Origin of the sequence: Schaalia naturae, from assembly GCF_042665795.1 — a bacterium.
In the GTDB taxonomy this organism is placed as follows: Bacteria; Actinomycetota; Actinomycetes; order Actinomycetales; family Actinomycetaceae; genus Pauljensenia; species Pauljensenia naturae.
Genome location: NZ_JBHTEF010000001.1, coordinates 773748 through 798540, shown reverse-complemented (window position 1 = coordinate 798540; position 24793 = coordinate 773748). Strand labels below are relative to the sequence as shown.

The following is a 24793-nucleotide window of genomic DNA, read 5'->3' as shown; positions in this document are numbered from 1 at the left end:
GTCCCCGATCAGCGGTGCTGGTCGCCGCTCCCCTGGTGGGCGAAGAGACGGCGCGTCGTCATCGTGGCGCCCGTCAGCACGCCGCCGCGGGCCAGCAGGCGCCCGGACTGCCAGTTCGACAGCCCCAGCTCGGGCTCGTCCAGCGCGTACTGCCCGTCGACCCAGCGGGTGAACCCGTCTCCCACGAAGGGCGCGTTCACCGACTGGCGGAAGCGCTCCTGGGCCGCCGGATCCTCCGAGATCAAGGAGGCCACGAATTGGGGGCTCCACCGGTTGACGGCCGTGATCGCCTCATCCAGGCCGGCCACGACGAGCAGCGCGAGCTCGGGGGTCCCCTCCCACTCCCACTCCCGGGAGAGCCCGTCGACGGCCAGCACGTCGGCCCGCGGCTCCGTCACGTCCCCTTGCGCCCGGCGGACGGCGATGCTCGTGGCGAACTCCCCCGCGCCGACCCACTGCTGCGAGCCCTCCGCGACGTGGATGCGGGCGCGCGCCCCGACGCCCGCCCGGCTCGCGGCGGCGCGGTCCGCGGCCTCCAGCAGGACGGGCACCAGCTCAGCGGCCCGCTCCCGCACCACCACCGCGACGTTCAGCGTGTTGCAGACCTTGCGGTCCAGCGAGTGCTCGACGGCGCCCGAGAAGCGCGCGGCGTCCGCGGCGGCGTCCGCCACGAGCCAGGCGCCGCCCGTGCCGTGCGCGGAGACCGGGACGCCGGCCTGGCGGGCGACGGCCGACAGCTCCATGACGGCCCGCCCCGTGCCCCGGGTGACGGCCAGGGCCAGCCGCGGATCGCTGAAGAGGGCCCAGCCCGCCGACCGGTCCCGCACGGGGACGATGCCGATGGTGCCCTCGGGCAGGCCGGATGCCCGCAGCGCCGGGGCCAGCGCCAGGTCGCGGATGGCCTCCGCCGTCCCCAGGGCATCGCCGCCGATGCGCAGGACCGCCGTGTTGCCGGTCGCCACGACGCCGGCGGCGTCGGCCAGCACATTGGGCCGCCCCTCGAAGACGAAGGCGACGACGCCCAGCGGCGCCGTGACCTCGGTGACGTCCCAGCCGTCATGGGAGACACGGCCCACGGGCCTCGACAGGGCGGCGGGGCCTTCCCCGCCGACGCGTCGCGCCCATCCCCGCAGGCCGGCCGTCATCTCCTCGCCGACGCGCCCCGAGACCTCGAGGCGCGTGGTCGAGCGGCCGCGCCCCCTGGCGCGCGCGACATCCGCCTCGTTGGCCCTCTCGATCCTCTCCCACCCCTCCTCCAGGCGGGACGCGAACTCGTCGAAGAACGCGCCGATCGCGTCAGGAGGGACGGCCCGCAGCGCCGTGAACGCCTCGACGGCGGCGTCGACCTGCCGTGTGACGGCCCGGCGCACATCGGAGGGGACGTGCAGCAGCGCGCCGGTCTGCTGGACGACGTACAGCGCGTCTCCGGGCCGGAAGGCGCGGGCCAGCTTCTCGTCGACGACGGCGATCCGGTCGCCGCCGTACGGGATCGGCATGCCGGCGGTGAGCTCGGTGAGCGTCAATGTCATCGGGGCCTCCTAGGCGGGTGCCGGGCGCGGCTCCGCCCGTCGAGCCACCAGCCTAGGCGGTGGCCGAGCGCCCCGCCCGCGACGGCGCTCACGCGAGATGTCTGCGGCCGCGCGGTTCCGGGAGGAACGGCGGAGAGCCGACCCGGGACGCAGAAAAGCTGATATCAACCAGATATCAGTGATATCGTCACCCCATGAACGCCGCGCCCGACTCCGAGGCCTCCGAGACGTCCGCGAACGGGGGCACCGCTGCCCTCATCGCCGACATCGTCGGCTCCCGCACGCTCCCGGACCGCGCCGGGGCGCAGGCCGCCATCCTCGGCGTGCTCGAACGAGCCGGCGAGGGGCTCGATGTCCGCCGCGCCCCCTGGGCGACGGTCGGCGACGAGTTCCAGGTCGTCCTCGGCTCGCGCGAGGACGCCGTGGCCTACACCGCCCGCGTCCACCTGCTGCTGCCCGTCGACCTCGGCCTGCGCTTCGGCATCGGCATCGGGGACGCCCTCACGCTGGAGGCCACGGCCCACGACGGCGCGTCCCTGGAAGACGGGTCGGCCTGGTGGGCCGCCCGCGACGCCATCGACCGCGCCCACCGGCTGGAGGACTCCGGGCACCCCACCGCCCGGACCTGGATGTGCGCGACGGACGACGGTCCCGCGACGGCGGTCCCCAATGGGCTGCTCCTCATCCGCGACCATGTCATCGCCCGGATGAAGGCCCGGGAGCGACGCATCGCGGCGGGGCTGCTCATGGGCCGCACCCAGGTGGATCTGGGCGCCGAGGAGGGCATCGGCCAATCCGCCGTCTCCCAGTCGGCCCACCGCTCCGGGGCCGCCGATCTCCTCCTGGTCCAGCGGATGCTGCTGGAGGAGGGCCGGTGACCGCCGCATTGCTCCTGCTCGCCGCCGGCGTCGGTTCGCTGGTCCCGTCGGTGCCGGGCCTGCGACGTCGCCGGTGGCGCGTCCTCGCCGGGGCCGCGTGGGCCCTCGCCGCGGCCGCGCTGGGCGTGTGGGGCCTCGGGATGGCGCCTCCCGCCTCGGCGGCCGCGGCGGCCGTCTCCGCCCTGTGGTGGGCGCTGTCCGCCTGCGCTCCCCCGTCCGCGCCGGCCCGACTCATCGCCGGCGACGCCCTCCTCGCCGTCGCAGTCGCCGCGGCGCTCGTCTGGCCGCTTCCGACCGGCGCCGGCACGCTGGCGGGGCCGCCCCTCCTGGTCGCCGTCCCCGGAGTCCTGATCCTGCTCGGCCCGGCTGCGAACCGCCTGGTCGGAGCCGTGCTCGCCTCGGTCCGGGTGGGCCCGGCCCCCGCGCGGACGGGAGAACGCCCCGAACGCCGGATCTCGCGTCTGCGCGGCGGACGCGTGATCGGCCCCCTCGAACGGCTGCTCATCGTCGGTCTGGCGCTGTCCGGCGCCGAGACCGCGATCGCAGCCGTCATCGCCGCGAAGGGCATCGTGCGGTTCCCGGAGATCTCCCGCGACAACGCCGGTGACGCCGCCGAGGAGTTCCTCATCGGTTCCATGACCAGCTGGCTCGTGGCCGGTCTGGCGGCAGCCGCCCTGCACGGTCTGCAGAACTACTGATACACCTCGGATATCAGCAGTTCTGAGCGTCCGGGACGCCCTCGTCGACCGAGCCGGGGAGCCCGGCGCGCGCCGAGGCCCCGATCGTGGCCTCGGCGATCGCCCTCGTCCCCCGGTAGAGCACCAGCAACTGGCCCTGGGCGATGCCCCGGACGGGCCGGGCCAGGTCGACGACCAGGCGCCCGCCCGCGCGCGCGACCCCCCGCACCACCGACGGGGCCCCGTGCGCACGGACCTGGGCCGTGAGGACCCGCGACGGGACCTCCGCGAGGCGCCTTCCCTCCAGCGAGGGGCCGAACGCCTCCGTCGCCGCCCCCTCCACGGCTCCCGCGTCGTCGGGTGCGAGCCACACGACGTCCCGGCAGGCGATGCGATCCACGCTGAGCAGCTCGGAGGCGCCCACGACCACCTGGTTCGCCTCCGGCCGCGTCTCCACGACGTAGCGCGGCGCGCCGTCGGGGGCCGGACGCTCGAGGCGCAGCCCGCGGCGCTGGCCGACCGTGAAATTCCAGTACCCGTCGTGGGAGCCGAGGATTGCGCCGTCCACGCCGACGATGTCACCGCGGCGCGACCCGAGCCTTGAGCGCAGGAAGCCCCGCGTGTCCCCGTCGGGGATGAAGCAGATGTCGTAGGAGTCGGGCTTCGCCGACACGCCGAGCCCGCGGCGCGCCGCCTCGGCGCGCACCCAGGCCTTCGAGGGCGCCTCGCCCAGCGGCAGCACGACGCGGGAGAGCTCCTCGCGGCCCATGACGGCGAGCACGTAGGACTGGTCCTTGGCCTCGTCGCGGGCCCGGTGCAGCTCGGGGCCGGCTGCTCCGTCCGCGATCCGGGCGTAGTGTCCGGTGCACACGGCGTCGAAGCCCAATGCCCGTCCTCGCTCGGCGAGCTCGCGGAACTTGACGAACTCGTTGCAGCGCACGCAGGGGTTGGGGGTGTGGCCCGCCCGGTACTCGGCGACGAAGTCGGTGATGACGCTGTGCTCGAAGTCCTCGGCCAGGTCCCACACGTAGAACGGGATGCCGAGGATCTCGGCGGCGCGGGCCGCGTCCCCGGCGTCCTCCACGGAGCAACATCCGCGGGACCCGATGCGGCAGGCCTGGGGCTGGCTCGACAGGGCCATGTGGACGGCGACGACGTCGTGCCCGGCCTCGACGGCCAGGGCCGCGGCGACGGCCGAGTCGACTCCCCCTGAGAGCGCGGCGAGGATCCTCATGGCCGCGCCCCCCCGACGGTGGCGGGAGCCGTGGGCGCGCCCGCCCGGGGCTCCGGGCGGCGTGGGCGGCTCGCCCGGTCGCGGACGTCCAGCCTCTGTCCCGCGCGGATCGCCTGGGGCAGCGCGGCGAGAAGGGCGTCGACGTCGGAGGCGGAGGTGGTCGGACCCATGGAGACGCGCAGCACCCCCAGAGCCTGCCGTTCGCTGCGCCCCAGTGCGAGGACCGCGGCGGAGGGCCGGGTGACTCCGGCGTGGCAGGCGGAGCCGGCGGAGACGAGGACGCCGGCGGCGTCCATCGCCAGGAGCACGGCCTCCGGATGGGCGGTGTCCACGGAGAGGTGCGCGATGGCCGGGGAGCAGGGGGCCTCGGGGCCGAGCGTGGCGCGGGATCCCGCTGGGAGCCCGGACAGGAGCCGGGCGCGCAGGCCGGTGAGATGCCGGCGCAGGGCCTCGCGCTGGGCGACGGCCTCCTCGAGGGCGGCGGCCAGCGCGCAGGCGCCGGCCACATCCGGCGTGCCCGAGCGGATGCCCCGTTCCTGGCCGCCGCCCGGACGGTCGGTGACCAACGGCGTCCCCCGGCGCGCGAGCAGGACGCCTGTTCCGGCGGGGGCGCCGATCTTGTGTCCGCCGACCGTCATGAGGTCGACGCCCAGGGCGTGGAAGTCGACGTCGAGGACGCCCACGGCCTGCGCCGCGTCGGTGTGGACCAGGGGCCGGGATCCGTCGCCGCCCGCCAGCGCCGCAGTGAGCGCCGCCACGGGCTGAAGGGTCCCGAACTCCGAGGAGACCATGGACAGGGAGGCCACGGCGAGGCGGGGGGCGGCCTCCGCCAGCGCGGCCGGGTCGACGACGCTCACGCCGAGCGCGGAGACGGGCAGGACGGTCCACTCGAAACCCGCCGGGGCGAGCACCGCGCTCTGGGCGCCCACGGCGTCGTGTTCGAGGGCGGACGCCAGCACGCGGGTGCGCCGCGGGTCCCGGGCGCGCGCCCCGCGCGCGCCTCCGGCCACGGCCAGGGCATCGGACTCCGTGGCCCCCGAGGTGAGGATCACCTCCGCGCGGTCCGCCCCCAGCGCCGCGCCGATGCGCTCGCGCGCGTCCTCGAGCAGGCGACGGGCGGAGCGGCCGCCGGCGTGCAGCGCCGAGGGGTTGCCGGGCGCCGCCGACAGGGCGCGCGTCGCCCCCACCCACGCCCGGAGGGCGCACTCGCGCACGGGGGCGGTGGCGGCGTGGTCCAGGTAATGGACGGTGTCCGGGCTCACTGCCCGCCCAGCTCCTTCCTCAGGGTCTCAAGGGCCTGGGGGACGACCTCGAAGAGGTCGCCGACGACGCCGAAGTCCGCGATGTCGAAGATCGGGGCGTCGGGATCGTCGTCCACGGCGACGATGCGGCGGGCGGCCTGCATGCCGACCGTGTGGTGGATGGCGCCGGAGACGCCGAGTCCGATGTAGATCCGCGGGGCCACGGAGACGCCGGTCTGCCCGATCTGGAGGGCGCGGGGAGCCCACCCCTCGTCGCAGGCGACGCGCGTGGCGCCCACGGCCCCGCCCAGGACATCGGCGAGGGCGCGCACGGGGCCGAAGTCCCCGCCGGTCCCCCGGCCGCCCACGACGACGACCCGGGCGTCCGCCAGCGCCACGCCGCCCGTGGACTCCTGCCGCGTCGAGGACACGAGCTCGACGCCCAGGGACTCCGGCGAGGACCCGACCGCGACGCGGACGACCTCGGGCGAAGACGGTTCGGCGGCCGGTCGGGCCTCGACGCTGGAGGGGCGCACCGCGATCACCGGGACCCGCCCCGTCAGACGCACCCGTGTGGCCCATGTGCCGGCGAACGCGGACTTGCGGACCTCGAGCGCGCCGCCCTCCGCCTTGACGCCGGCGGCGTCCACGACCGCCCCGCCGCCCAGGCGCACCGCGAGCACCGCGGCGACCTCGCGTCCGCGGTAGTCCGACGCGACGAGCACGGCCGCGGGATCCTCCACCTCGGCCACGGCCCCCTCCACGGCGTCCGCGAGGACGGCGGGGACCCGCGGGGAGCGCCCGGCCAGGTCGGGCGCCAGCACGCGGGCGGCGCCCTGCTCCCCCAACGCCGCGAGATCCGGCGAGTCGATGGGGGCGACGGCCACGACCCCGCCCGTCGTGAGGGACCGGGCCAGCGTCAGCAGCTGCGCGGACGCCGGGGCCAGCCCGCCGCCCTCCGCCTCGTCCAGATGATCGACGAGGACGACGATCGGACGTTCCAGGACCTCGCCCATGCTCACTCCGCCTCCTCGATCAGGTACCGCGCCAGCCGCTCCCCCGCGTCCCCGGAGTCCGCGATCACGGTGCCGGGACCGGAGCGCCCGACGGCACCCGCCTCCAGGACCCGGGTCGAGGACGGGGGCAGGCCCTCCCCCTCCGCGAGGTCGTCCAGGGTCCACTGCTCGACCGGTTTCGCCCGCGCGGCCCGCATCGTCTGGAAGCTCGGGTAGCGCGGCTCGTTGATCTGGTCGGTGACGCTGACGACCACCGGGGCTCCGGCCTCGGAGACCTCGTCGAATCCATCCGCCGAGCGTTCGGCGCGCACGCGCCAGTCGCCCTCGGCCCCCGACACCTCCAGGGCGTGGGCCAGTCCCAGCGCAGGCCAGCGCAGCTCGGCGGCCAGCGCAGCCGGCACCATCGACGTCATGCCGTCCAGGCTCGCCATGCCGGTGACCACCAGGTCGACCGGAGCCTCGGAGCCGAGGCGCCGCACCGCCGCCGCCAGGACGGCCGCCGTCGCGATCGCGTCCGCTCCCGCCAGGCGGTCATCGGTGACCACGACGCCGCGGTCGGCTCCCATCTGGAGGGCGCGCATCACCGCGTCGTGGGCGTCCTCGGGTCCCATCGTCACGGCGACGACCTCGCCGCCGTGGGCCTCGACGAGGCTGACCGCTTCCTCCACCGCGTTCTCGTCGAGCTCGTTGAGCACGTCGTCCTCGCCGCGCACGACGCGGCCGTCCTCGATGCGGCGGTCCGACTGGGCGTCGGGCACGTGCTTGACACACACCACGATTCTCATGGTCCCAGCGTGCCACATTTTCCGTACCCGGCTCCTTCCCTATTTCGTCGCGAAGGTCACCCGGGACGCGGCTCCCGGGCGGGGGCGCGCCCGTCCGGCGGCTACGATTCGGGGAGGCGCACGACGCCATGACCGTGTCCGATGCCTGGAAGGTGAGCGAGCCCATGGCCAGCCGCACAGGGACCAGCCCCGCGTGGGAGCCCCCCGCGCAGCCGATCCCCGCCCCCAACCCCACCCCGCAGCGCCTCGGCGTACACGTGCGCGGCTCGGGCATCGACATCGCGGTCGTCGCCGGACGCGCCACCCGCGTCGACTTCTGCATCGTCAACGAGGGCGGCCCCCGTTTCGAGCGGCGCTGGTCGCTGCGGGGCCCGGTGTCGGGAGTGTGGCACGGGCATCTCGACGGCGTCGGCGAGGGACTGCGCTATGGCTTCCGGGTCTTCGGGCCATGGGACCCCGACGGGGGCCTGTTCCACAACCCCGCGAAACTGCTGCTCGACCCCTACGGCCGGGGCCTGGAGGGCACGGTCGACCTCGGGCCCGAGATCCACGCCCACCAGGTCGACGACGACCTCTTCCCCACCACGTACCCGCTGGTGAAGTCCGACCTGGACTCCGCCGGCCACGTCCCCGTCTCGGTGGTGACGGGCGCGCCCGGAGCCCTCAGCCCCAAGCCCCGCACGCCATGGGAGGAGACGGTCGTCTACGAGCTCCACGTCAAAGGGTTCACCCAGCTCATGCCGGAGGTGCCCGAGACTCTGCGGGGCACCTATGCGGGGCTCGCGCATCCCGCCGTCGTCGCCCACCTGCGCCGCCTGGGGGTCACCGCCGTCGAGCTGCTGCCCGTCCACGCCAAGCACGACGAGTCCTTCCTCTCCGACCGGGGCCTGACGAACTACTGGGGATACTCGACGCTGTCCTACTTCGCGCCCGAGCCCTCCTACGCGACCGCGGCGGCCCGCCGCCGCGGTGCGCAGGCCGTGGTCGACGAATTCCGCTCCATGGTCTCCGACCTCCACGACGCGGGCCTCGAGGTCATCCTCGATGTCGTCTACAACCACACCTGCGAGGGCTCGGACGCCGGGCCGTCGCTGTGCTGGCGAGGCCTGGACTCCGAGCTCTACTACCGCCACACGCCCTCGCGCCCGATGCAGATGGTCGACGTCACCGGCACCGGTAACACGCTCAACATGGACCACCCGCGCGTCGTCCAGATGGTCCTGGACTCGCTGCGCCACTGGTCGCGGGACCTGGGCGTCGACGGCTTCCGATTCGACCTGGCGACCACCCTGGGGCGTTTCTCGACCGGCTTCACGCCTCTGCATCCCCTGCTCGTCGCCATGGGCGCCGACGAGGAGCTCACCTGCGACAAGCTGATCGCCGAGCCCTGGGACCTCGGTCCGGGCGGCTGGCAGACGGGCGGCTTCCCCACGCCGCTGTCGGAGTGGAACGACCGTTTCCGCGACTCGGTGCGCAGCTTCTGGCTGGCGGACATGCGCGATCTCTCGCGCGGACGCCCCGTCCAGGGCCCCAACGACCTGGCGACCCGGCTGTCCGGCTCGGCCGACCTGTTCACCCACGGCGCGGGGTCGGACCGGGGCTGCCGGGCCTCGGTCAACTTCGTGACCTCGCATGACGGTTTCACCCTGGCCGACCTCACCGCCTACGACCACAAGCACAACCTGGCGAACCTGGAGGGCGACCGCGACGGCTCGACCCACAACCTCTCGTGGAACCACGGGCTGGAGGGCGCGGTGGCCTCGGCCCTCACCCCGGACGGCACGCGGGACGCGGCGGGCCTGGTCGAGGATCTCTTCCCCGCCCGCCAGCGCTCGCAGCGCAACCTGCTGACGACGCTCCTCGTGTCGGCGGGCACCCCAATGATCACCGCCGGCGACGAGTTCCAACGCACCCAGTACGGCAACAACAACGCCTACTGCCAGGACGGCCCGATCTCCTGGGTCGATTGGACCCTGTCGGAGGACCAGCTCGACCAGGTGGAGACGGCCCGGTGGCTGCTGTGGCTGCGCCGGGAGCACCCCGTGCTGCGCGTGCCCGGGTTCTCGACCGGCCAGGCGGCGCCGGGCGACTCCATCGACGACGTCGCGTGGTTGACGCGCGCGGGGACCCCGATGTCGCAGGGGGCTTGGTCGCGCCAGGAGAACCGCGTCTTCCAGATGCTCGGCTCGGGCTCGCCGCTGGGCGACCGCGACAAGCTCATCGTGTTCAACGGGACCCTGGACGACCAGGCGGTCACGCTGGCGGCCGGCCACGAGGCCGCCGGCTGGGTGGTCGTCGCCGACACGTCGTGGTCGAACCCCCGCCAGGGCGGCATCGACCCCTCGGCCGGCCTCGACGGCCTCCACGACCTCCCCGAGGGTCTCCAGGGCGCGGCCGCGGGCGCCGCCCTGGAACTCGAGCCCCAGTCGATGGTCGTGCTGCTGTCGGACCGCGCCGTCCCCCTGCGGCGGTGAGGGCGGGACCCCGGCACCCGGCGACCGCCTAGACTGTCCGGGTGACCACCAGCGAAGACCTTCTTGCCGACTCCACCACCGAGGCGTCGCTCGCTCGGACGCGGGCGCGATCCGCCGAGATCGACGCCGCGATCACCCGGGACCCCTCGCGGTTCCGGATGCTGACCGGGGCGAGGCCCACGGGATCGCTCCACATCGGGCACTACCTCGGGACGTTGCGCGAATGGGTGGACCTGCAGGATCGGGGCGTGGACACGTGGGCGCTCATCGCCGACTACCAGGTCATCACCGACCGCGACGGGGTGGGCCCGCTCAAGGACCGCGTGCTCGGCCTCCTCGCCGACTACATCGCCTGCGGACTGGACCCCGAACGCACCACGATCTTCACCCATTCGGCCGTGCCCGCGCTCAACCAGCTGATGCTCCCCTTCCTCTCGCTGGTCACCGAGTCCGAGCTGCACCGCAATCCCACCGTCAAGGCGGAGCTGGAGGCCACGGGCGGACGGGCGATGACGGGGCTGCTGCTCACCTACCCCGTCCACCAGGCGGCCGACATCCTGTTCTGCAAGGCCAACGTCGTGCCCGTCGGGCAGGACCAGCTGCCCCACCTCGAGCAGACCCGGGCGATCGCCCAGCGCTTCGACAAGCGCTATGGGCGCGCCCAGGCGGACCACGCGATCTTCCGCCAGCCCGAGGCCCTCCTCTCCGAGGCCCCCCACATCCTGGGAACGGACGGGACGAAGATGTCCAAGTCGCGTGGGAACACCATCGAGATCAGGATGACGGCCGACGAGACCGCGAAGGTCCTCAGGAAGGCGAAGACCGACGCCGACCGCGTCATCACCTACGACCCTGCGAACCGCCCCGAGGTCTCGAACCTGCTGCTCATGGCCGCCCTGGCCACGGGCCGCACGCCCCAGGACATCGCGGAGGAGATCGGCGGCGCGGGGGCCGGGGCCCTGAAGAAGCTCGTCATCGAGGCCCTCAACGAGATGCTGGCGCCCATCCGCGCGCGTCGCGCGGACCTCGTGGCCGATCCGGGGCACCTGCTCGACGTGCTCCACGACGGCAACTCGACCGCCAACGAGCAGGCGGACCGCACGCTGGCCGAGGTTCGCTCCGCCATGCAGATGGACTACTGAGCGGCGCGTCCCCGCGCCACCGGACGGGGACGCATGGATGTGCACGGACGCGCACCCGGAATGGACATCTGCGCAGATCCGCCCCGCCACCGGGGACCTCCGACCCGCCTCCCGGCAGGTCCAGGTGAGGTGTTGAGGCGCTCCTCATTCCCCCCAGGAGCGCCTTTCCTTCATGGAAATGCCCTCTGACCTGCCATTACGTTCGAGCCATGAGCGCTTCGAGCACCGTCCGCACCGGCCCCGTCGTCAGCGGCCTCCTCGCTTGCCTCCAAGAGGACCGTCTCCGCGCCTCTCGCCTCCGGCGCGTCGGCCATCTCCCGGCCGACACCGACGCCGCCCAGCACGAGGACCAGGAGCCGTTCGGCGGGGGCTCAATCACTCAGCGCCTCAACTGGTTGAGGGCGGGCGTGCTGGGAGCGAACGACGGGATCGTCTCGATCTCCGGCCTGCTGGTGGGCGTCGCCGCCGCGGACCCCGCGAACACGACCGCCATCGCGATCGCCGGAACGGCCGGCATCGTCTCTGCGGCCCTTTCGATGTCCGTCGGCGAGTTCGTCTCGGTGTCCACTCAGCGTGACACCGAGCGCCAACTGGCTGTGGAGAAGGAGGTCGACCTCGCCCGCGACCCCGCCGGCGAGCTGGACCGGTTGGCGTCGATCTGGGAGTCCAAGGGCCTCTCCTCGGCCACGGCGCGCTCCGTGGCCGAGGAGCTCTCCGCGCGCGACGCCGTCGGCGCCCATCTCACCACGGAGCACAACATCGACCCCCACGATCTCACCAGTCCATGGGCCGCCGCGCTCAGCTCCCTCGTCGCCTTCGTGGCGGGGTCGCTTCTCCCCTTCCTCACGATGCTCGCCCTGGGCCCGAGCGTGCGGATCCCGGCGACGATCGTCGCCGTGCTGGTCGCCCTGGCCGTCACGGGATGGGTGAGCGCCTGGCTAGGCGAGGCGCCCCGGACCCGCGCCGTGCTCCGGCTGCTCGTGGGCGGCTCCGCTGCCCTGGCATTCACCTACGGGATCGGCCATGTCTTCGGAGTCAGCGCCTGACGGAGCACCCCCGGCCGGCGGCGGACGCGCGGGGCAGACGGAGCAGGAACGTCGTTCCCTCCGCGGACGTGCTCTCGACAGCCACCGTCCCCCCGGCGCGCGACACGACGTCGCGGACCAGCGCCAGGCCCAGCCCGAAGCTCCGATGCCCCTGGCGATCCGCCGTGTGGGAGAAGCGCTCGAAGACCCGCTCCGGATCGATCCCGCGGATGCCGGCGCCCTGATCTCCCACGCGAATCTCGACGGCGCCGTCCTTCCCGGACGCCGCTGACACGGCCACCACGCCCCTGGGCGGCGAGTGCCGGATCGCATTGTCCACCAAGGCGACCACGCAGCGAGAGAGGGAGACCCGAGGGATCGCGACCATGGCATCGCCGGTGACCGCGATCGCGATCCGGACCTCGGACGCCGACGCGAGGCCCTCCATCGAGGAGGCCGCCGCCCGGACGGTCGACGCGACCGCAGCGGTGCCGGCCGCGCCCTCCGATTCCTCGGCGCTGAGCAGCAGGTCGTCGAGGACCTCGGCCATCATTGTCGTATCGGAGCGCAGCCGCGCGACGACGCCGTCGACGGGCTCGCCTCGTTCCAGACGGCGTTCGAGGGTCTGGACACGGCTGCTCAGCACCGTCAGCGGCGTCCGGAGCTCGTGACTGGCGTCGGCCACGAAGTGCCGCTGCACCCGCAGCGCCTCCGCCAGCGGCGCGACCGCGCGTCGCGAGGCCATCCAGGCGACCCACGCGGTCAGCACGATCGCGACGAGGCCGAGGAGGGCGACCAGGAGGACCGTCTCGTCGAGGTCGACCACCAGATGCCCGCCACCGTCTCCCCTCGCCCGCGGATCGCCGCCCTCGGCGCCCTCGTGATGCGACCGTCCGGCGAGGACGCCGACCAGCACCGCGGCGCCGCCCACCGTCGCCACCGCTGACGTGAGGCCGACCATCACCCCGACCGAGCGCGCCGACCGGCGCACCCGGGCCTCGTCGTCCTCGATCCTCATGTCGCCTCCCCCAGCCGGTAGCCCCGAGCGCGGATCGTCTCGATGACGTCACGGCTGGTCTTGCGGCGCACGTAATGGACGTAGGTGTCGACGGTGCCCGGCGAGTCCTCCGGGCTGAACACCGCATCGAGGATCTGCTCGCGCGAGAAGACGTGCTCGGGGCTCTGGGACAGGAGATCCACCAGCGCCGCCTCCGTGGGCGTCAGTTGGACGCGGCCCCCCACGGGGGAGTACATGGTGGCGGTGTCTGGAAGGAAGGTCCAGTCCCCGATCTCACGGCGGCGCCCTTCCGCGCGGAACCCCCGTCGCAGGGCGCGCAGGCGGGCCGTCAGCTCTTCGAACTCGAAGGGTTTGACCAGGTAGTCGTTGGCCCCGCCGTCCAGGCCCGAGACCCGGTCCTCCAGGGTCCCCAACGCCGTCAGCATGAGGACCGGGGTGGTGATCCTGGCGCGGCGCAGGGCCGCGATGAACGCCACTCCGTCCATCCCCGGCAGCCGACGGTCCACGACCATGACGTCGAAGTGGGCGCGCAGGCTGTCCTGCAGGGCGCGCTCGCCGTCCAGGTCCCAGGTGACGGCGTAGACATCGGACAGCGTCTCGGCGGTCATCTCCCCGATGTCGGGATCGTCCTCGATGAGCAGCAGACGCGGGAGCTGCGTCCCCGCCGACCGGTTCATGCCGTCCCCTTCCCGGGGTTTCCGTCGCAGGCTCCGCGCCGGCGCGGCAGGCGCCCGTTGATCCGTTCAGCCTAGTCCAGACCGCTCGTCCGTCCCGTCTGACGCCGGTGCCGTCGCCTGTGCGCGGCATCAGCGCCGGATGTGAGTTCCCTGTCAGGACCCTCGGAATGCCGGATTCTTGGCGAAGTCTGGGGAACCACCCCTTTCACTGGCGACATGACATCGAATGCGCACCCTCTCGGCGACCCGGGGGCTCGGCCCGCGAGCCGAGCCCCATCGGGCGCCCCGGCCTCGCGGCGACCGCGCCGAGCCGAGGCCTGGCGCCTGGCCGGCGTCACCGCGGTGTGGGCGACGGGCCTGTTCGTCGTCGACCTGTGGATCAGCGGCGGCGGCCTGCAGACGGTCCTCGGCGGCGGCGCCACGGCGTGGACATCCCTGGGCCGCCTCGCCGGGCTGGTCGCCTCCGACCTCCTCCTGCTCCAGGTCCTCCTCATGGCCCGCATCCCCCTGTTCGAGCGGGCGTTCGGCCACGACGCGCTCACCCGGGCCCACCGGCTCACCGGGTTCTGGGCGTTCTGGCTGTTCTTTGCCCATATCGCCCTGGTCGTCGTGGGCGACGCGGGCGCGAACGCCACAGGCCCGCTCGCCGAGCTCTGGGCCATGATCACCGGCTTCCCGGACATGGTCCCCGCCGCTCTGGGGACCGTTCTGCTCCTCCTCGTCGTCGCCGTCTCCATCCGGGTCGCGCGACGGCGCCTCCGCTACGAGCTCTGGCACGTCCTCCATCTCGGGTCATACGCCGCGGTCCTCCTGGTCCTGCCCCACCAGCTGTCCACCGGCGCGGACTTCCTCTCCTCGCCGGTGGCCACCGCCTTCTGGTGGGCTCTGTGGGCCCTGGCGGTGCTCTCCGTCGCCGTCTTCCGGGTCCTCGTCCCCCTGGGACGGTCCCTGCGCCACCGGATCACGGTGCGCGCGGTGGTCCCCGACGGCAGTCGAGGGGTCACGGTTCTCCTCGACGGCCATGAACTCGACCGGATGGGGACCCAACCCGGGCAGTTCTTCGTCTGGCGCTTCCTCGACGGGCCCGGATGGAGCGCCGGACACCCATTCTCGATATCCTCGCGTCCCACGGACAGCCGTCTCACGCTGACCGCCAGGATCGTCGGGGACGGCACCCTGCGCCTCACCCGACTGTCTCCCGGCACGCGCGTGCTCATCGAGGGCCCCTACGGGCATCTCACGGGCGAGCGCCGACGCGGCGGCAAGCTCCTGCTCATCGGCGCCGGAGCGGGCGTCGCCCCCCTCGTGTCCCTGCTCGAGGGCCTGCCGTACCGACCCGGGGACGCGACGCTCATCACCCGCGACACCGACCCGGACCAGGCGCTGCTCCAGGACCCGATCGCGACCCTGGTCCAGAACCGGGGACTCGCCCACCTCCGCTTGGACGGGCGCAGGGCGCACCACGGGTCGGCCTGGCTGCCGGAGTCCTCCGACCGGAGGGACGGCGCCGGACTGCTCGCCGCGACCGTCCCGGACCTTCATCAGCGCGACGTCTACGTGTGCGGCCCCGGGCCCTGGATGGACGCCGTGCGCGCGGACCTCGACCGCGCAGGCGTCGACCCCGACCGGGTCCACGTCGAGGCCTTCGACCTGTGAGACCGAGGAGATCTCCATGAGACGAACCATCTACTCCCTGCTCGCCCTCGTGACGCTGACCCTGAGCGTCCTCAGCTTCCGCGCCTCGTCGGGGCTCGCGGACGCCGGGGAGGGCACCCCGACCGCCTCCGGTTCCGCCCTGGCGCCCTCCGCGTCCGCCCCGTCCTCCGCCCCGTCGACGACCTCCACGACCCCTGGCACCGGCCTCACCGACGGCACGTACACGGGCTCGGCGGTGTCGACCCGTTACGGCACGGTCCAGGTGCAGATCGTCGTGAGCGGCGGCGTCCTCACCGAGGCAGATGCCGTGGCCGCCCCCTCGGGCGACCGGCACACCGAGCAGATCAGCGCCTCCGCGATCCCGGTCCTCGGCCAGGAGGCCGTCGCGACGGGCAGTGCCTCGATCCAGATGGTCTCCGGCGCGACGTTCACCTCGAAGGGATACGTCACGTCCCTCCAGAGCGCGCTCGACCAGGCGAGGGACTGAGCCATGCCGCTCACGCCCGACGCCCGACGCGGCTGGGTCCGCGTGGCCGACGTCATGGGGACGGCCGTCAGCATCCGCGTCGTCACCGACGACCCTGTCTCCGCCCCCCCGCGCGCGGGCGACGCCGTCGACCGGGCCCTCGCGCGCCTGCGCCGCGCGGACCGCGTGTTCTCCCCCTTCCGGACGGACTCCGACATCAGCCGGATGGCCCGCGGCGAGCTGGCGGCCGGCGACGCCGCGCCCGAGGTCCGTGAGATGGCGGACCTCTGCCTGGGGGCCCGTTCGCGCACGGGTGGGCGCTTCGATGCCTGGAGGACCGGCTCGTTCGACCCGACGGGTCTGGTCAAGGGCTGGGCAGTCGAGGAGGCCGCACGCCTCGACCTGGCGCCCCTCCTGGAGGACCCGTCGACGATGGCTGTCGGTATCTCCGCCGGCGGGGACATGCAGCTGCTCACAGCCCCGGACGCCGGCTGGGAGTGGGGCGTCGGGATCGCGGACCCGTTCCACCGCGGCTCCCTGATCTCGACTCTCACCCTGCGCGAGGGCGCGGTCGCCACCTCCGGTCCCGCCGAGCGCGGCCGGCACATCACGGATCCGCGCACCGGGGAGCCCGTGACCGGGGTGGCGTCTGCGACCGTCGTCGCCGACGGGCTGACCACCGCCGACCTGTGGGCGACCGTGGCCGTCGTCGCGGGTGCCGATGACCTCGGCTGGATCCGCGACGCAGGCACGGTGTCCGGCCTGCTCGTCGCCGAGGACGGCCGGTGCCGACGCTGGGCCGGGTCCCGGGTCCTGGACCCCGCCTGAGACGAGGACGTGTCCGGCGGCGCGACGGCCGGGTCAGTCGCCGAAGCTCGTGTGCTGCTCCGAGGTCACCGTCGACGGCGCCGCCACCGCGACCAGGCCCAACTCCGTGGGGGCGGCCATCAGCGGATTGCGCGGCACGACCCTCACGGCGAGGCCGAAGGGACCCGCGACCTCCAGGGCCTCAGACCCGCGGAAGACCCAGCGTCCCTCCCCGACGGCGTCCACCGGGGGCAGCTCGGTCGTCGAGAAGTCGTGGATCTCGTCGTCGGCGCCGACACGCCCGGCGAGCACCTCGACCGTCACGTCCTGCGGGCTCAGCGCCCCCAACGACACCTGGGCGGTGATCTCCGCGGAGTCCCCGATCTGGGCGACGTCGGGCAGGTGCGCCTCGACGTAGTCGACGCGGACCTCCCCCCACTGCGAGCGCACCTTCGCCTTCCACGACGCCAGGGAGCGCGCGGCCTCGTGCCCGGGGACGTCCAGGACGTCGTGCGCGTCGGACACCGGGACGTAGAGCCGCTCGACGTAATCGCGGACCATCCGGGTCGCCTGGACCTTCGGACCCAGGTCGCTGAGCGTGTGGCGCATCATCTCCATCCAGCGGCGCGGGATGCCGCGCCCATCGCGGTCGTAGAACCTCGGGGCCACCGTCCCCTCGATGAGGTCGTAGAGGGCCGAGGCCTCGATGCGGTCGCGCCGCTGGGGATCCTCCACCCCGTCGGCCGTCGGGATCGCCCAGCCGTTGGCGCCGTCGTACATCTCGTCCCACCACCCGTCGAGGATCGACAGGTTGAGGGCGCCGTTGAGCGCGCACTTCATGCCGGAGGTGCCCGAGGCCTCCAGGGGGCGCAGCGGGTTGTTCAGCCACACGTCGCATCCGGGCATGAGCGTCTGGGCCATCGCGATGTCGTAGTCCGGCAGGAACACGATGCGCTCGCGCACCCGGGGATCGTCCGTGAACTGGACAAGGCGCTGGATGAGGCCCACGCCCGGTTCGTCGTCGGGGTGGGACTTCCCGGCCACGACGATCTGGATCGGGCGCTCGGGGTCCGTGAGCAGACGGGTCAGCCGCTCCGGGTCGTCGAGCATGAGCGTGAGGCGCTTGTAGGTCGGGACGCGGCGGGCGAACCCAATGGTGAGGACATCCGGGTCGAGCACGTTGTCGACCCATCCCAGCTCCGCGGGGGACGCTCCGCGCTCCAGCCACGAGGAGCGCACGCGCCGGCGCGCCGAGGCGACGAGGCGCTCGCGCAACTCGCGCCGCGTCGCCCACAGGACGTCGTCGGGCACTCCGCCGTTCTCCGCCGGGGTCAGCCATCCGCCGCCGGACTCGATCTCCGGGGCGGGCAGATAGCGCTCCGCCATCTCCTGGAAGGCGGGGGCCCGCCAGGTCGGTCCGTGGACGCCGTTGGTCACCGAGGTGATCGGCACCTCGTCGACGTCGAAGCCCGCCCACAGCGAGGCGAACATCTGGCGGGAGACCCTGCCGTGCAGCTTCGCCACGCCATTGGCGCGACGCGCCATCCGCAGGCCGAGGACCGCCATGTTGAACACCGACGGGTCCCCGCCCTCGTAGGACTCGTTGCCCAGGGCGACGACCTCCTCGGTGGGCACCCCCGGCAGAGGCATCGCGTCCAGGTATCGCGTCACGAGACCGCGGTCGAAGCGATCGATACCCGCGGGGACGGGCGTGTGCGTCGTGAAGAGCGTGCCGGAGCGCACGGCCTCGATGGCCGTGCCCAGGTCCAGGTGCTCCTCGCCCTCCATGAGCTCGCGGAGCCGCTCGACCGCCAGGAACCCGGCGTGGCCCTCATTGCAGTGGTAGACCGAGGGGGCGGGAGCGCCGGTCAGCCGCGAGTACAGCCGCAGGGCCTTGACCCCGCCCACTCCCAGCAGCAGCTCCTGTTCCATGCGATGTTCCTTGGAGCCGCCGTAGAGCCGGTCCGTGACATTGCGCGAGACCGGATCGTTGTCGGGGATCGAGGAGTCGAGCAGCAGCAGAGGGACGCGGCCGACCTCGGCGACCCACACCTGGGCGTTGAGGGTGCGCTCCCCCGGAAGCGGGAGCGAGACGCGGGCGGGCGTGCCGTCCCACTCGCGCAGGAGCGTCAGCGGCATGTTGTTGGGGTCGATGAGGGGGTAGGTCTCTCGCTGGTACCCGTCCCGCGACAGCGACTGGCGGAAGTACCCGGACTCGTAGAGCAGCCCGACGCCCACAATGGGCACCCCGAGGTCCGAGGCGCTCTTGAGATGATCGCCGGCGAGGATGCCGAGCCCGCCGGAGTACTGGGGCAGAACCGCCGTGATGCCGAATTCCGCGGAGAAGTAGGCGATGGCCTTCGGCTTGCCTGGAGCGGCGAAGCCGCTCTGGTACCAGCGGGGCTCCTTCATGTAGCGGTCCAGGTCCTCCGCCAGCTCCCTCGCCCGGTCCACGACCGAGGCGTCGGCGGCCAGCTGCGCGAACCGCTCCGTGCCGATCTCTCCCAGCAGGGCGATGGGGTCACCGTGGACGCGATCCCAGGCGGCGGGATCCAGCGACTCGAAGAAACGGGTGGTGGGGGCGTGCCAGCACCAGCGCAGGTTGCGGGCCAGGATGTCAAGGGGGGCCAGCGCCTCGGGCAGGACGGTTCTCACCGTAAAACGTCGAATTGCTCTCACGGCTGAAGCATATCGGGGCCGGTCCCCCAGCGGAACAGCTGCCCGCGCGGATCCCGGGCATCCGGCCCGCCGCCGGCGTGTGCCGCAAGCCACATCGCCCGGCGGTCGCCCACTAGGCTGGGGGCGTGAACACGACCAGTCCCGATCAGGTCCGACTCCCCCACGTGCTCGACGCGCCGGACCTCCCGCGCATCCCGGCCCTCGAGCTGTTCCCCGTCGTGGAGGGCGGGCGCCTTCCCGCCAAGGCGACCCAGGGCGAGCCGTTCCCCGTCCGCGCGACGGTGTTCCGGGAGGGGCACGGCGCCTTCGCCGCCGAGGCCGTGCTCATCGACCCGAGCGGCTGTGTCCATTCGCGCACCCCCATGGCCGACATCGCCCCTGGCCTGGACCGCCTGGAAGCGTGGGTGTGCGCCGACTCCACGGGCCCCTGGGGCTTCCGCGTGGACACGTGGTCCGACTCCTACGCGTCCTGGCGCCACGACGCCACCGTCAAGATCGGCGCGGGCATCGACGTCGAGCTCATGCTCGAGGAGGGGGCGCTCCTGCTGGAGCGGGCCGCCTCCGGGCGTGCGGAGCGCAACCCCGCCCAGAGCGCGCCCGGCGAACCCGGGCGCTCCGTCCTGCTGGAGGCGGCCGCAGCGGCCCGGGACGGGGACCGCTCCGCCCAGCAGCGGCTCGCGGCGGCCACGTCCCCCCAGGTGCGCGACGTCCTGGCCGCGCACCCGCTGCGCGACCTGTACGGGCACACCGAGACCTATCCGCTCCACGTCGCCCGCCCTCGCGCCGTCCACGGGTCCTGGTACGAGATCTTCCCCCGCTCCGAGGGCGCCGTCCAGCGCCCCGACGGCTCCTGGGTCTCCGGCACACTGAGGACGGCCGCGGAGGACCTGCCGCGCATCGCGGGCATGGGGTTCGACGTCGTCTACCTCACGCCCGTCCACCCCGTGGGCACCACCTTCCGCAAGGGACGCAACAACGCCCTGCATGCCGGACCCGGGGACCCGGGTTCGCCCTACGCCGTCGGCTCGGCCGAGGGCGGGCACGACGCCCTCCACCCCGATCTGGGAGACTTCGACGACTTCGACGCCTTCGTGGGCAGGGCCCGCGGCCTGGGGATGGAGGTGGCCCTGGACCTCGCCCTCCAGTGCTCGCCCGACCACCCCTGGGTCGCGGAACACCCCGAGTGGTTCACGACGCGCGCCGACGGCTCGATCGCCTACGCGGAGAACCCCCCGAAGAAGTACCAGGACATCTATCCCCTGAACTTCGACAACGATCCGGAGGGGATCTACCGCGCCGTCTGGGACCTCATCGAGCTGTGGGCGTCCCACGGGGTGAGCATCTTCCGCGTGGACAATCCCCACACGAAGCCCGTGCGCTTCTGGCAGCGCCTCATGCGCGAGATGCACCGGGCCCACCCGGACCTCCTGTTCCTGGCCGAGGCCTTCACACGGCCGGCCATGATGCGCACGCTGGGCGCCGTGGGCTTCGACCAGTCCTACACGTACTTCGCGTGGCGCACCGCCAAGGAGGAGATCCAGGACTACCTCCGCGAGGTCTCCACCGAGACGGCCCACCTGCTGCGCCCCGCGTTCTGGCCCGTCACCCCCGACATCCTCACCGAGCAGATGACCGCGGGCGGCACGGCTGTCTTCGCGATCCGGGCGATCCTGGCGGCCACCGGGTCGCCCACCTGGGGCATCTACTCCGGCTACGAGTTCGCCGAGGGCGTCCAGCGCCCCGGATTCGAGGAGCCGAACGACAACGAGAAGTACGAGTACAGGCCGCGCGACTGGTCGCAGGCCGAGCCCACGGGCATCCCCCGCCTGCTCGGCCTGCTCAACGCGGCGCGGGCCGCCCACCCCGCGCTCCAGCAGCTCCACCGGCTGAGCATCCACCCCACCTCCCATCCCTCGCTGCTGTGCTTCTCCCGGCATGTCGACGGCCGCTTCACCCCCTCGGGGCGGGACGACACCGTCATCGTCGTCCTGTCCCTGGATCCCCGTCAGGAGGTCGAGGGCACCGTGGACCTCTCCGCGCTGGGGGACGCCCGCCTGCCCCTGGTCGACGAGCTGGACGGCCGCTCCTATTCCTGGGGCCCCTCGAACTACGTCCGGCTCGGGCCCTGGACCCGCCTGGCCCATGTCATGGCCGTCGAGGCCACGCCCGCCACCACTTGGGAGCAGAAGCGATGAGCACGCCATCCTCATCGGAGGCCGCGACAGCCGGGGCGATCCCCCCGGTCCGGGTCCCGGAGCCCGCTCCGCCCTCGGGCCCCCGGGCGGGCGCCGCCCCGCTGCCCCCGGTGGCCGAGGACCCCCAGTGGTACCGCCGCGCCGTCTTCTACGAGGTCCTCGTCCGCGCCTTCGCCGACTCCGACGGGGACGGCCTGGGGGATTTCCGCGGCCTGATCGGCCGGCTCGACTATCTCCAGTGGCTCGGGGTCGACGCCCTGTGGATTCCCCCGTTCTTCGACTCGCCGATGGCCGACGGCGGGTACGACATCTCCGACTACACGCGCATCGACCCCCGCTACGGGACGATGGAGGACTTCCGCGCGCTCGTCATCGAGGCGCACTCGCGGGGCATCCGGATCATCGTCGACATGGTCCTCAACCACACCTCGGACCAGCACCCGTGGTTCCAGGCCTCCCGGCAGGACCCGTCGGGGCCCTATGGGGACTTCTACGTGTGGCGCGACCGTCCCTCGGAGTATCTGGACGCGCGCGTGATCTTCGTCGACACCGAGGACTCGAACTGGGCGTGGGACCCGGTGCGCCAGCAGTTCTACTGGCACCGCTTCTTCAGCCACCAGCCCGACCTGAACTTCGAGAACCCGGCGGTGCGCGAGGCGATGCGCGACGTCGTGCGCTTCTGGTGCTCGACGGGGGTCGACGGGTTCCGGCTGGACGCGATCCCCTACCTGTTCGAGGAGGACGGCTCCATCTGCGAGAACCTGCCGGCCACCCATCGCTACATCGCGAGCCTGCGGGAGATGGTCGATCGGGAGTTCCCCGGCACGGTCATGATCGCGGAGGCGAACCAGCCCCCGCACGAGGTCGTCGCCTACTTCGGCACCGATGAGGCCCCCGAGTGCCACATCTGCTTCCACTTCCCCGTCATGCCGCGGATCTTCGCCGCGCTGCGCGAGGAGTCCAGCCACGGCCTGCGCGAGATCCTCGCCGAGACCCCGCCTCTGCCTCAGGGAGGTCAGTGGGGAACGTTCCTTAGGAACCACGATGAGCTCACCCTCGAGATGGTCTCCGACGAGGAGCGGGCCCGCATGTACCAGTGGTACGCGCCCGAACCGCGGATGCGCGCCAACGTCGGCATCCGCCGGCGGCTGATGCCGCTCCTGGAGGGCTCGCGCCGCGAGGTCGAGCTGGCCAACGCCCTGCTGCTGTCGCTCCCCGGCTCCCCGTTCCTCTACTACGGCGACGAGATCGGCATGGGCGAGGACATCCAGCTCAACGACCGCGACGGGGTGCGCACGCCGATGCAGTGGGACGCGACGCCCTCCGCCGGGTTCTCGACAGCGGACCCCCGGGACCTCTATCTCCCGATCATCTCGAACCCGACCTACGACCAGCGCGCCGTCAACGTGGCGGAGCACCGCACCCGGCCCACCTCGATGCTCAACTGGACGCGGCTCATGCTCGCGACGCGGCGCGCCCACCCGGCCTTCGGGATCGGTTCCATGACGGTGCTGGCCACCTCCGACGACTCGGTGCTGGCCTTCCTGCGCCGCGACGAGTCCGAGACGATCCTGTGCGTCAACAACCTCGCGACGAATCCCCGCGCCGCCCGCATCCAGCTGCCCGGCATGGCCGGATGGCATCTGTCGGACCTGGCCACGGGGAACCCGTTCCCCGATGTGCGCGAGGACGAGACCGTCGACATCACCCTGGGACGCCACGGCTTCTACTGGCTCGCCGTGACGTTCCTGGAACCTCACGAGGAGGAACAGTGAGCGCATCATGGCCCCCGGACATCGACGTGCTGTCCGTCATCGACGAGTGGGCGCACGCGCAGAGGTGGTTCCCGGCGGACCCCGGCGCGAGCCTCGAGCTGCTGGACAACCTCGACGTCTCCGCCTACTCCGCGCCACCTGACTGGGACGGCGGCACCGCCCTGGATCCGGTGTGGATCTCATGGATCCGCGTCGGCTCGCAGACCATCCAGGTGCCGCTGGTCTACACCGACACGGCCCCGCCAGGCGGCCTCGGCGTCATCGCCAGGGTGAGGGACGCCTGGCTGGTCGACGGCGTGCTCCACCCCTCGTTCCTGCGCGCCTGGATCCGCGCCGCGGCGTCCGCCGGCACCCTGGGAGAGGGGATCGCCGACCCGGCCGCGCTCGAGGCGTCGCTGCTGACCCGCGCCGACGACGCCCGACCCGTCACCGGGGAGCAGTCGAACTCCTCGATCGTCATCCCCCCGCCCGCCGACGGGGCCGGCGGCGCCGGGGCCGACGTGCTGCGCAGCGGCGTCATCCTCAAGTGCCTGCGCGCGGTGATGCCGGGCATCCATCCGGATCTCGAGGAGCCCCTCGCCCTGGCGGGCCGGGGATGGGCCCATGTTCCGCCCCCGCTCGCCCACCTCGAGCTGCCGGTGCCGCTCCCCGGGGCGGGAGACGGCTCCGCCCGCCGCACCGAGCAGGCCGTGTCCGGGATCGCCTCGGTCCTCGTCGAGGGCGCCCGCGACGGTTTCGAGTTCTTCGTCGACCTCGCCCGCGCCGGCGAGGATCCCACCGGTCCCGCCCGCGAGCTCGGGGACCTCACCGCGCAGATGCACCGCCATCTCGCCGACGCCTTCGGGCTGGGGGGCCCTCCCTCCGCCGCGGAGCTGGCCTGCCGCATCCGCTCCAACCTCGAGGCGGCCGCCGCCGAGGTCCACGCGCTGTCCGGGGACCTGCTCGGCCGCCTCAAGGACGCCGTCGCCCCGCTCGAGCAGATCGGGGAGCTGCCGCCCGCCATCCGCATCCACGGCGACTACCACCTGGGACAGACGCTGCGCGGGGGCGACGGCCGGTGGTACATCGTCGACTTCGAGGGCGAGCCCTTGCGCTCCCTGGAGGAGCGCCGCCGCCCGGACCTCGCGGTGCGCGACGTCGCCGGGATGCTCCGCTCCTTCGACTACGCCAGCGCCCAGGCCGCCCGCCACGCCCCGCGCGGCCGGGCGATGGCCGCCTCGACGGCGGAGCTGCCCGTCATCACCGCGGGGACGGCCCCTAGCGGCAGCGGGGACCCGGAGTGGAGCCGGGCCGCGCAGGCGTCCTTCATCGCCGGCTACACCGACGACCACGGGTTCGACGGCGGGCTCCTGGTCCTCGTCCGCGCGCTCATGATCGAGAAGGCCGCCTACGAGGTCGTCTACGAGCACCGGCTGCGTCCCAGCTGGCTCCCGATCCCGATGGCCGCCCTCGGGGCGCTCGCCGGGCCGGCCTGAGACGGCCTGAGCCGGCCTGCCGGGATGCCCCAGCAAACCGCACC

Annotated in this window: 19 protein-coding genes; 11 read left to right on the top strand and 8 right to left on the bottom strand. The window is 73.3% G+C overall.

The genetic code is table 11. The features are described from left to right. Positions 1-8: 8 nt before the first annotated feature. A complete protein-coding gene (locus tag ACFQWG_RS03460) occupies positions 9-1529 on the bottom strand; it encodes an aldehyde dehydrogenase family protein (protein WP_380972142.1) in 1521 nt (506 codons plus the stop codon). A 194-nt stretch (positions 1530-1723) separates the two neighbouring features. Between ACFQWG_RS03460 and ACFQWG_RS03455 the strand changes: the two genes are divergently transcribed. Beyond that, positions 1724-2407: a SatD family protein gene (locus tag ACFQWG_RS03455; RefSeq protein WP_380972140.1), complete on the top strand. Its 684-nt coding sequence runs from the start codon at positions 1724-1726 to the stop codon at positions 2405-2407. Continuing rightward, positions 2404-3105 (top strand): beta-carotene 15,15'-monooxygenase, encoded by a 702-nt coding sequence (locus tag ACFQWG_RS03450; protein ID WP_380972138.1) that lies wholly within the window; start codon positions 2404-2406, stop codon positions 3103-3105. The genes ACFQWG_RS03455 and ACFQWG_RS03450 overlap by 4 nt, the downstream gene beginning before the upstream one ends. A gap of 13 nt (positions 3106-3118) precedes the next feature. Here ACFQWG_RS03450 and mnmA read toward each other — a convergent pair whose 3' ends face one another. Genes mnmA through ACFQWG_RS03430 form a run of 4 tightly spaced genes read right to left on the bottom strand, consistent with a single transcriptional unit; the run spans position 3119 to position 7360 of the window. Continuing rightward, on the bottom strand, positions 3119-4318 hold the full coding sequence (gene mnmA, locus ACFQWG_RS03445; RefSeq protein ID WP_380972136.1) for a tRNA 2-thiouridine(34) synthase MnmA: 1200 nt from the start codon (positions 4316-4318) through the stop codon (positions 3119-3121). Continuing rightward, positions 4315-5580 (bottom strand): cysteine desulfurase family protein, encoded by a 1266-nt coding sequence (locus ACFQWG_RS03440; RefSeq protein WP_380972133.1) that lies wholly within the window; start codon positions 5578-5580, stop codon positions 4315-4317. Before ACFQWG_RS03440 ends, mnmA begins: the two co-directional genes overlap by 4 nt. Further along, the gene (locus tag ACFQWG_RS03435; protein WP_380976198.1) at positions 5577-6575 is read right to left on the bottom strand and encodes an electron transfer flavoprotein subunit alpha/FixB family protein; all 999 of its coding nucleotides are present in this window, start codon (positions 6573-6575) and stop codon (positions 5577-5579) included. Before ACFQWG_RS03435 ends, ACFQWG_RS03440 begins: the two co-directional genes overlap by 4 nt. 2 nt (positions 6576-6577) lie before the next feature. Next, positions 6578-7360: an electron transfer flavoprotein subunit beta/FixA family protein gene (locus tag ACFQWG_RS03430; protein WP_380972130.1), complete on the bottom strand. Its 783-nt coding sequence runs from the start codon at positions 7358-7360 to the stop codon at positions 6578-6580. Between the two features lie 164 nt (positions 7361-7524). Here ACFQWG_RS03430 and glgX point away from each other — a divergent pair, with 164 nt between their 5' ends. From glgX to ACFQWG_RS03415, 3 genes are all read left to right on the top strand, one after another. Next, a complete protein-coding gene (glgX, locus tag ACFQWG_RS03425) occupies positions 7525-9834 on the top strand; it encodes a glycogen debranching protein GlgX (RefSeq protein WP_380972129.1) in 2310 nt (769 codons plus the stop codon). 41 nt (positions 9835-9875) lie between these two features. Next, positions 9876-10976 (top strand): tryptophan--tRNA ligase, encoded by a 1101-nt coding sequence (trpS, locus tag ACFQWG_RS03420; protein ID WP_380972127.1) that lies wholly within the window; start codon positions 9876-9878, stop codon positions 10974-10976. Between the two features lie 209 nt (positions 10977-11185). Beyond that, positions 11186-12022 (top strand): VIT1/CCC1 transporter family protein, encoded by an 837-nt coding sequence (locus tag ACFQWG_RS03415; RefSeq protein ID WP_380972125.1) that lies wholly within the window; start codon positions 11186-11188, stop codon positions 12020-12022. On the opposite strand, the gene ACFQWG_RS03410 is transcribed toward ACFQWG_RS03415, so the two are convergent. Then, on the bottom strand, positions 12012-13019 hold the full coding sequence (locus ACFQWG_RS03410; RefSeq protein WP_380972122.1) for a sensor histidine kinase: 1008 nt from the start codon (positions 13017-13019) through the stop codon (positions 12012-12014). The genes ACFQWG_RS03415 and ACFQWG_RS03410 overlap by 11 nt on opposite strands. Next, positions 13016-13696 (bottom strand): response regulator transcription factor, encoded by a 681-nt coding sequence (locus ACFQWG_RS03405; RefSeq protein WP_380972119.1) that lies wholly within the window; start codon positions 13694-13696, stop codon positions 13016-13018. Before ACFQWG_RS03405 ends, ACFQWG_RS03410 begins: the two co-directional genes overlap by 4 nt. Before the next feature lie 216 nt (positions 13697-13912). Here ACFQWG_RS03405 and ACFQWG_RS03400 point away from each other — a divergent pair, with 216 nt between their 5' ends. Genes ACFQWG_RS03400 through ACFQWG_RS03390 form a run of 3 tightly spaced genes read left to right on the top strand, consistent with a single transcriptional unit; the run spans position 13913 to position 16646 of the window. Beyond that, positions 13913-15352 (top strand): ferredoxin reductase family protein, encoded by a 1440-nt coding sequence (locus ACFQWG_RS03400; protein ID WP_380972117.1) that lies wholly within the window; start codon positions 13913-13915, stop codon positions 15350-15352. Positions 15353-15368: 16 nt separating this feature from the next. Further along, a complete protein-coding gene (locus ACFQWG_RS03395; protein ID WP_380972115.1) occupies positions 15369-15839 on the top strand; it encodes an FMN-binding protein in 471 nt (156 codons plus the stop codon). A 3-nt stretch (positions 15840-15842) separates the two neighbouring features. Then, positions 15843-16646: an FAD:protein FMN transferase gene (locus ACFQWG_RS03390; RefSeq protein ID WP_380972114.1), complete on the top strand. Its 804-nt coding sequence runs from the start codon at positions 15843-15845 to the stop codon at positions 16644-16646. A 33-nt stretch (positions 16647-16679) separates the two neighbouring features. On the opposite strand, the gene glgP is transcribed toward ACFQWG_RS03390, so the two are convergent. After that, on the bottom strand, positions 16680-19304 hold the full coding sequence (gene glgP, locus ACFQWG_RS03385; protein ID WP_380972111.1) for an alpha-glucan family phosphorylase: 2625 nt from the start codon (positions 19302-19304) through the stop codon (positions 16680-16682). A 125-nt stretch (positions 19305-19429) separates the two neighbouring features. Here glgP and ACFQWG_RS03380 point away from each other — a divergent pair, with 125 nt between their 5' ends. The 3 genes from ACFQWG_RS03380 to ACFQWG_RS03370 are packed head-to-tail and all read left to right on the top strand — an operon-like array spanning position 19430 to position 24749. Continuing rightward, positions 19430-21499, top strand: coding sequence for a maltotransferase domain-containing protein (locus ACFQWG_RS03380; protein WP_380972109.1), 2070 nt, complete (start codon positions 19430-19432; stop codon positions 21497-21499). Continuing rightward, positions 21496-23274 carry a maltose alpha-D-glucosyltransferase gene (gene treS / locus ACFQWG_RS03375; RefSeq protein WP_380972107.1) on the top strand — a complete coding sequence of 593 codons (1779 nt, stop codon included), beginning with the start codon at positions 21496-21498 and terminating at the stop codon, positions 23272-23274. Before ACFQWG_RS03380 ends, treS begins: the two co-directional genes overlap by 4 nt. Next, a complete protein-coding gene (locus ACFQWG_RS03370; protein WP_380972104.1) occupies positions 23271-24749 on the top strand; it encodes a phosphotransferase in 1479 nt (492 codons plus the stop codon). Before treS ends, ACFQWG_RS03370 begins: the two co-directional genes overlap by 4 nt. Positions 24750-24793: the final 44 nt, after the last annotated feature.

Bases quoted from the DNA above. Each gene is read 5' to 3' on its own strand.
- ACFQWG_RS03460 (WP_380972142.1), bottom strand. From the start codon at position 1,529: ATGACATTGACGCTCACCGAGCTCACCGCCGGCATGCCGATCCCGTAC.
- ACFQWG_RS03455 (WP_380972140.1), top strand. From the start codon at position 1,724: ATGAACGCCGCGCCCGACTCCGAGGCCTCCGAGACGTCCGCGAACGGG.
- mnmA (WP_380972136.1), bottom strand. From the start codon at position 4,318: ATGAGGATCCTCGCCGCGCTCTCAGGGGGAGTCGACTCGGCCGTCGCC.
- ACFQWG_RS03435 (WP_380976198.1), bottom strand. From the start codon at position 6,575: ATGGGCGAGGTCCTGGAACGTCCGATCGTCGTCCTCGTCGATCATCTG.
- ACFQWG_RS03430 (WP_380972130.1), bottom strand. From the start codon at position 7,360: ATGAGAATCGTGGTGTGTGTCAAGCACGTGCCCGACGCCCAGTCGGAC.
- glgX (WP_380972129.1), top strand. From the start codon at position 7,525: ATGGCCAGCCGCACAGGGACCAGCCCCGCGTGGGAGCCCCCCGCGCAG.
- ACFQWG_RS03415 (WP_380972125.1), top strand. From the start codon at position 11,186: ATGAGCGCTTCGAGCACCGTCCGCACCGGCCCCGTCGTCAGCGGCCTC.
- ACFQWG_RS03410 (WP_380972122.1), bottom strand. From the start codon at position 13,019: ATGAGGATCGAGGACGACGAGGCCCGGGTGCGCCGGTCGGCGCGCTCG.
- ACFQWG_RS03405 (WP_380972119.1), bottom strand. From the start codon at position 13,696: ATGAACCGGTCGGCGGGGACGCAGCTCCCGCGTCTGCTGCTCATCGAG.
- ACFQWG_RS03400 (WP_380972117.1), top strand. From the start codon at position 13,913: ATGACATCGAATGCGCACCCTCTCGGCGACCCGGGGGCTCGGCCCGCG.
- ACFQWG_RS03395 (WP_380972115.1), top strand. From the start codon at position 15,369: ATGAGACGAACCATCTACTCCCTGCTCGCCCTCGTGACGCTGACCCTG.
- ACFQWG_RS03390 (WP_380972114.1), top strand. From the start codon at position 15,843: ATGCCGCTCACGCCCGACGCCCGACGCGGCTGGGTCCGCGTGGCCGAC.
- treS (WP_380972107.1), top strand. From the start codon at position 21,496: ATGAGCACGCCATCCTCATCGGAGGCCGCGACAGCCGGGGCGATCCCC.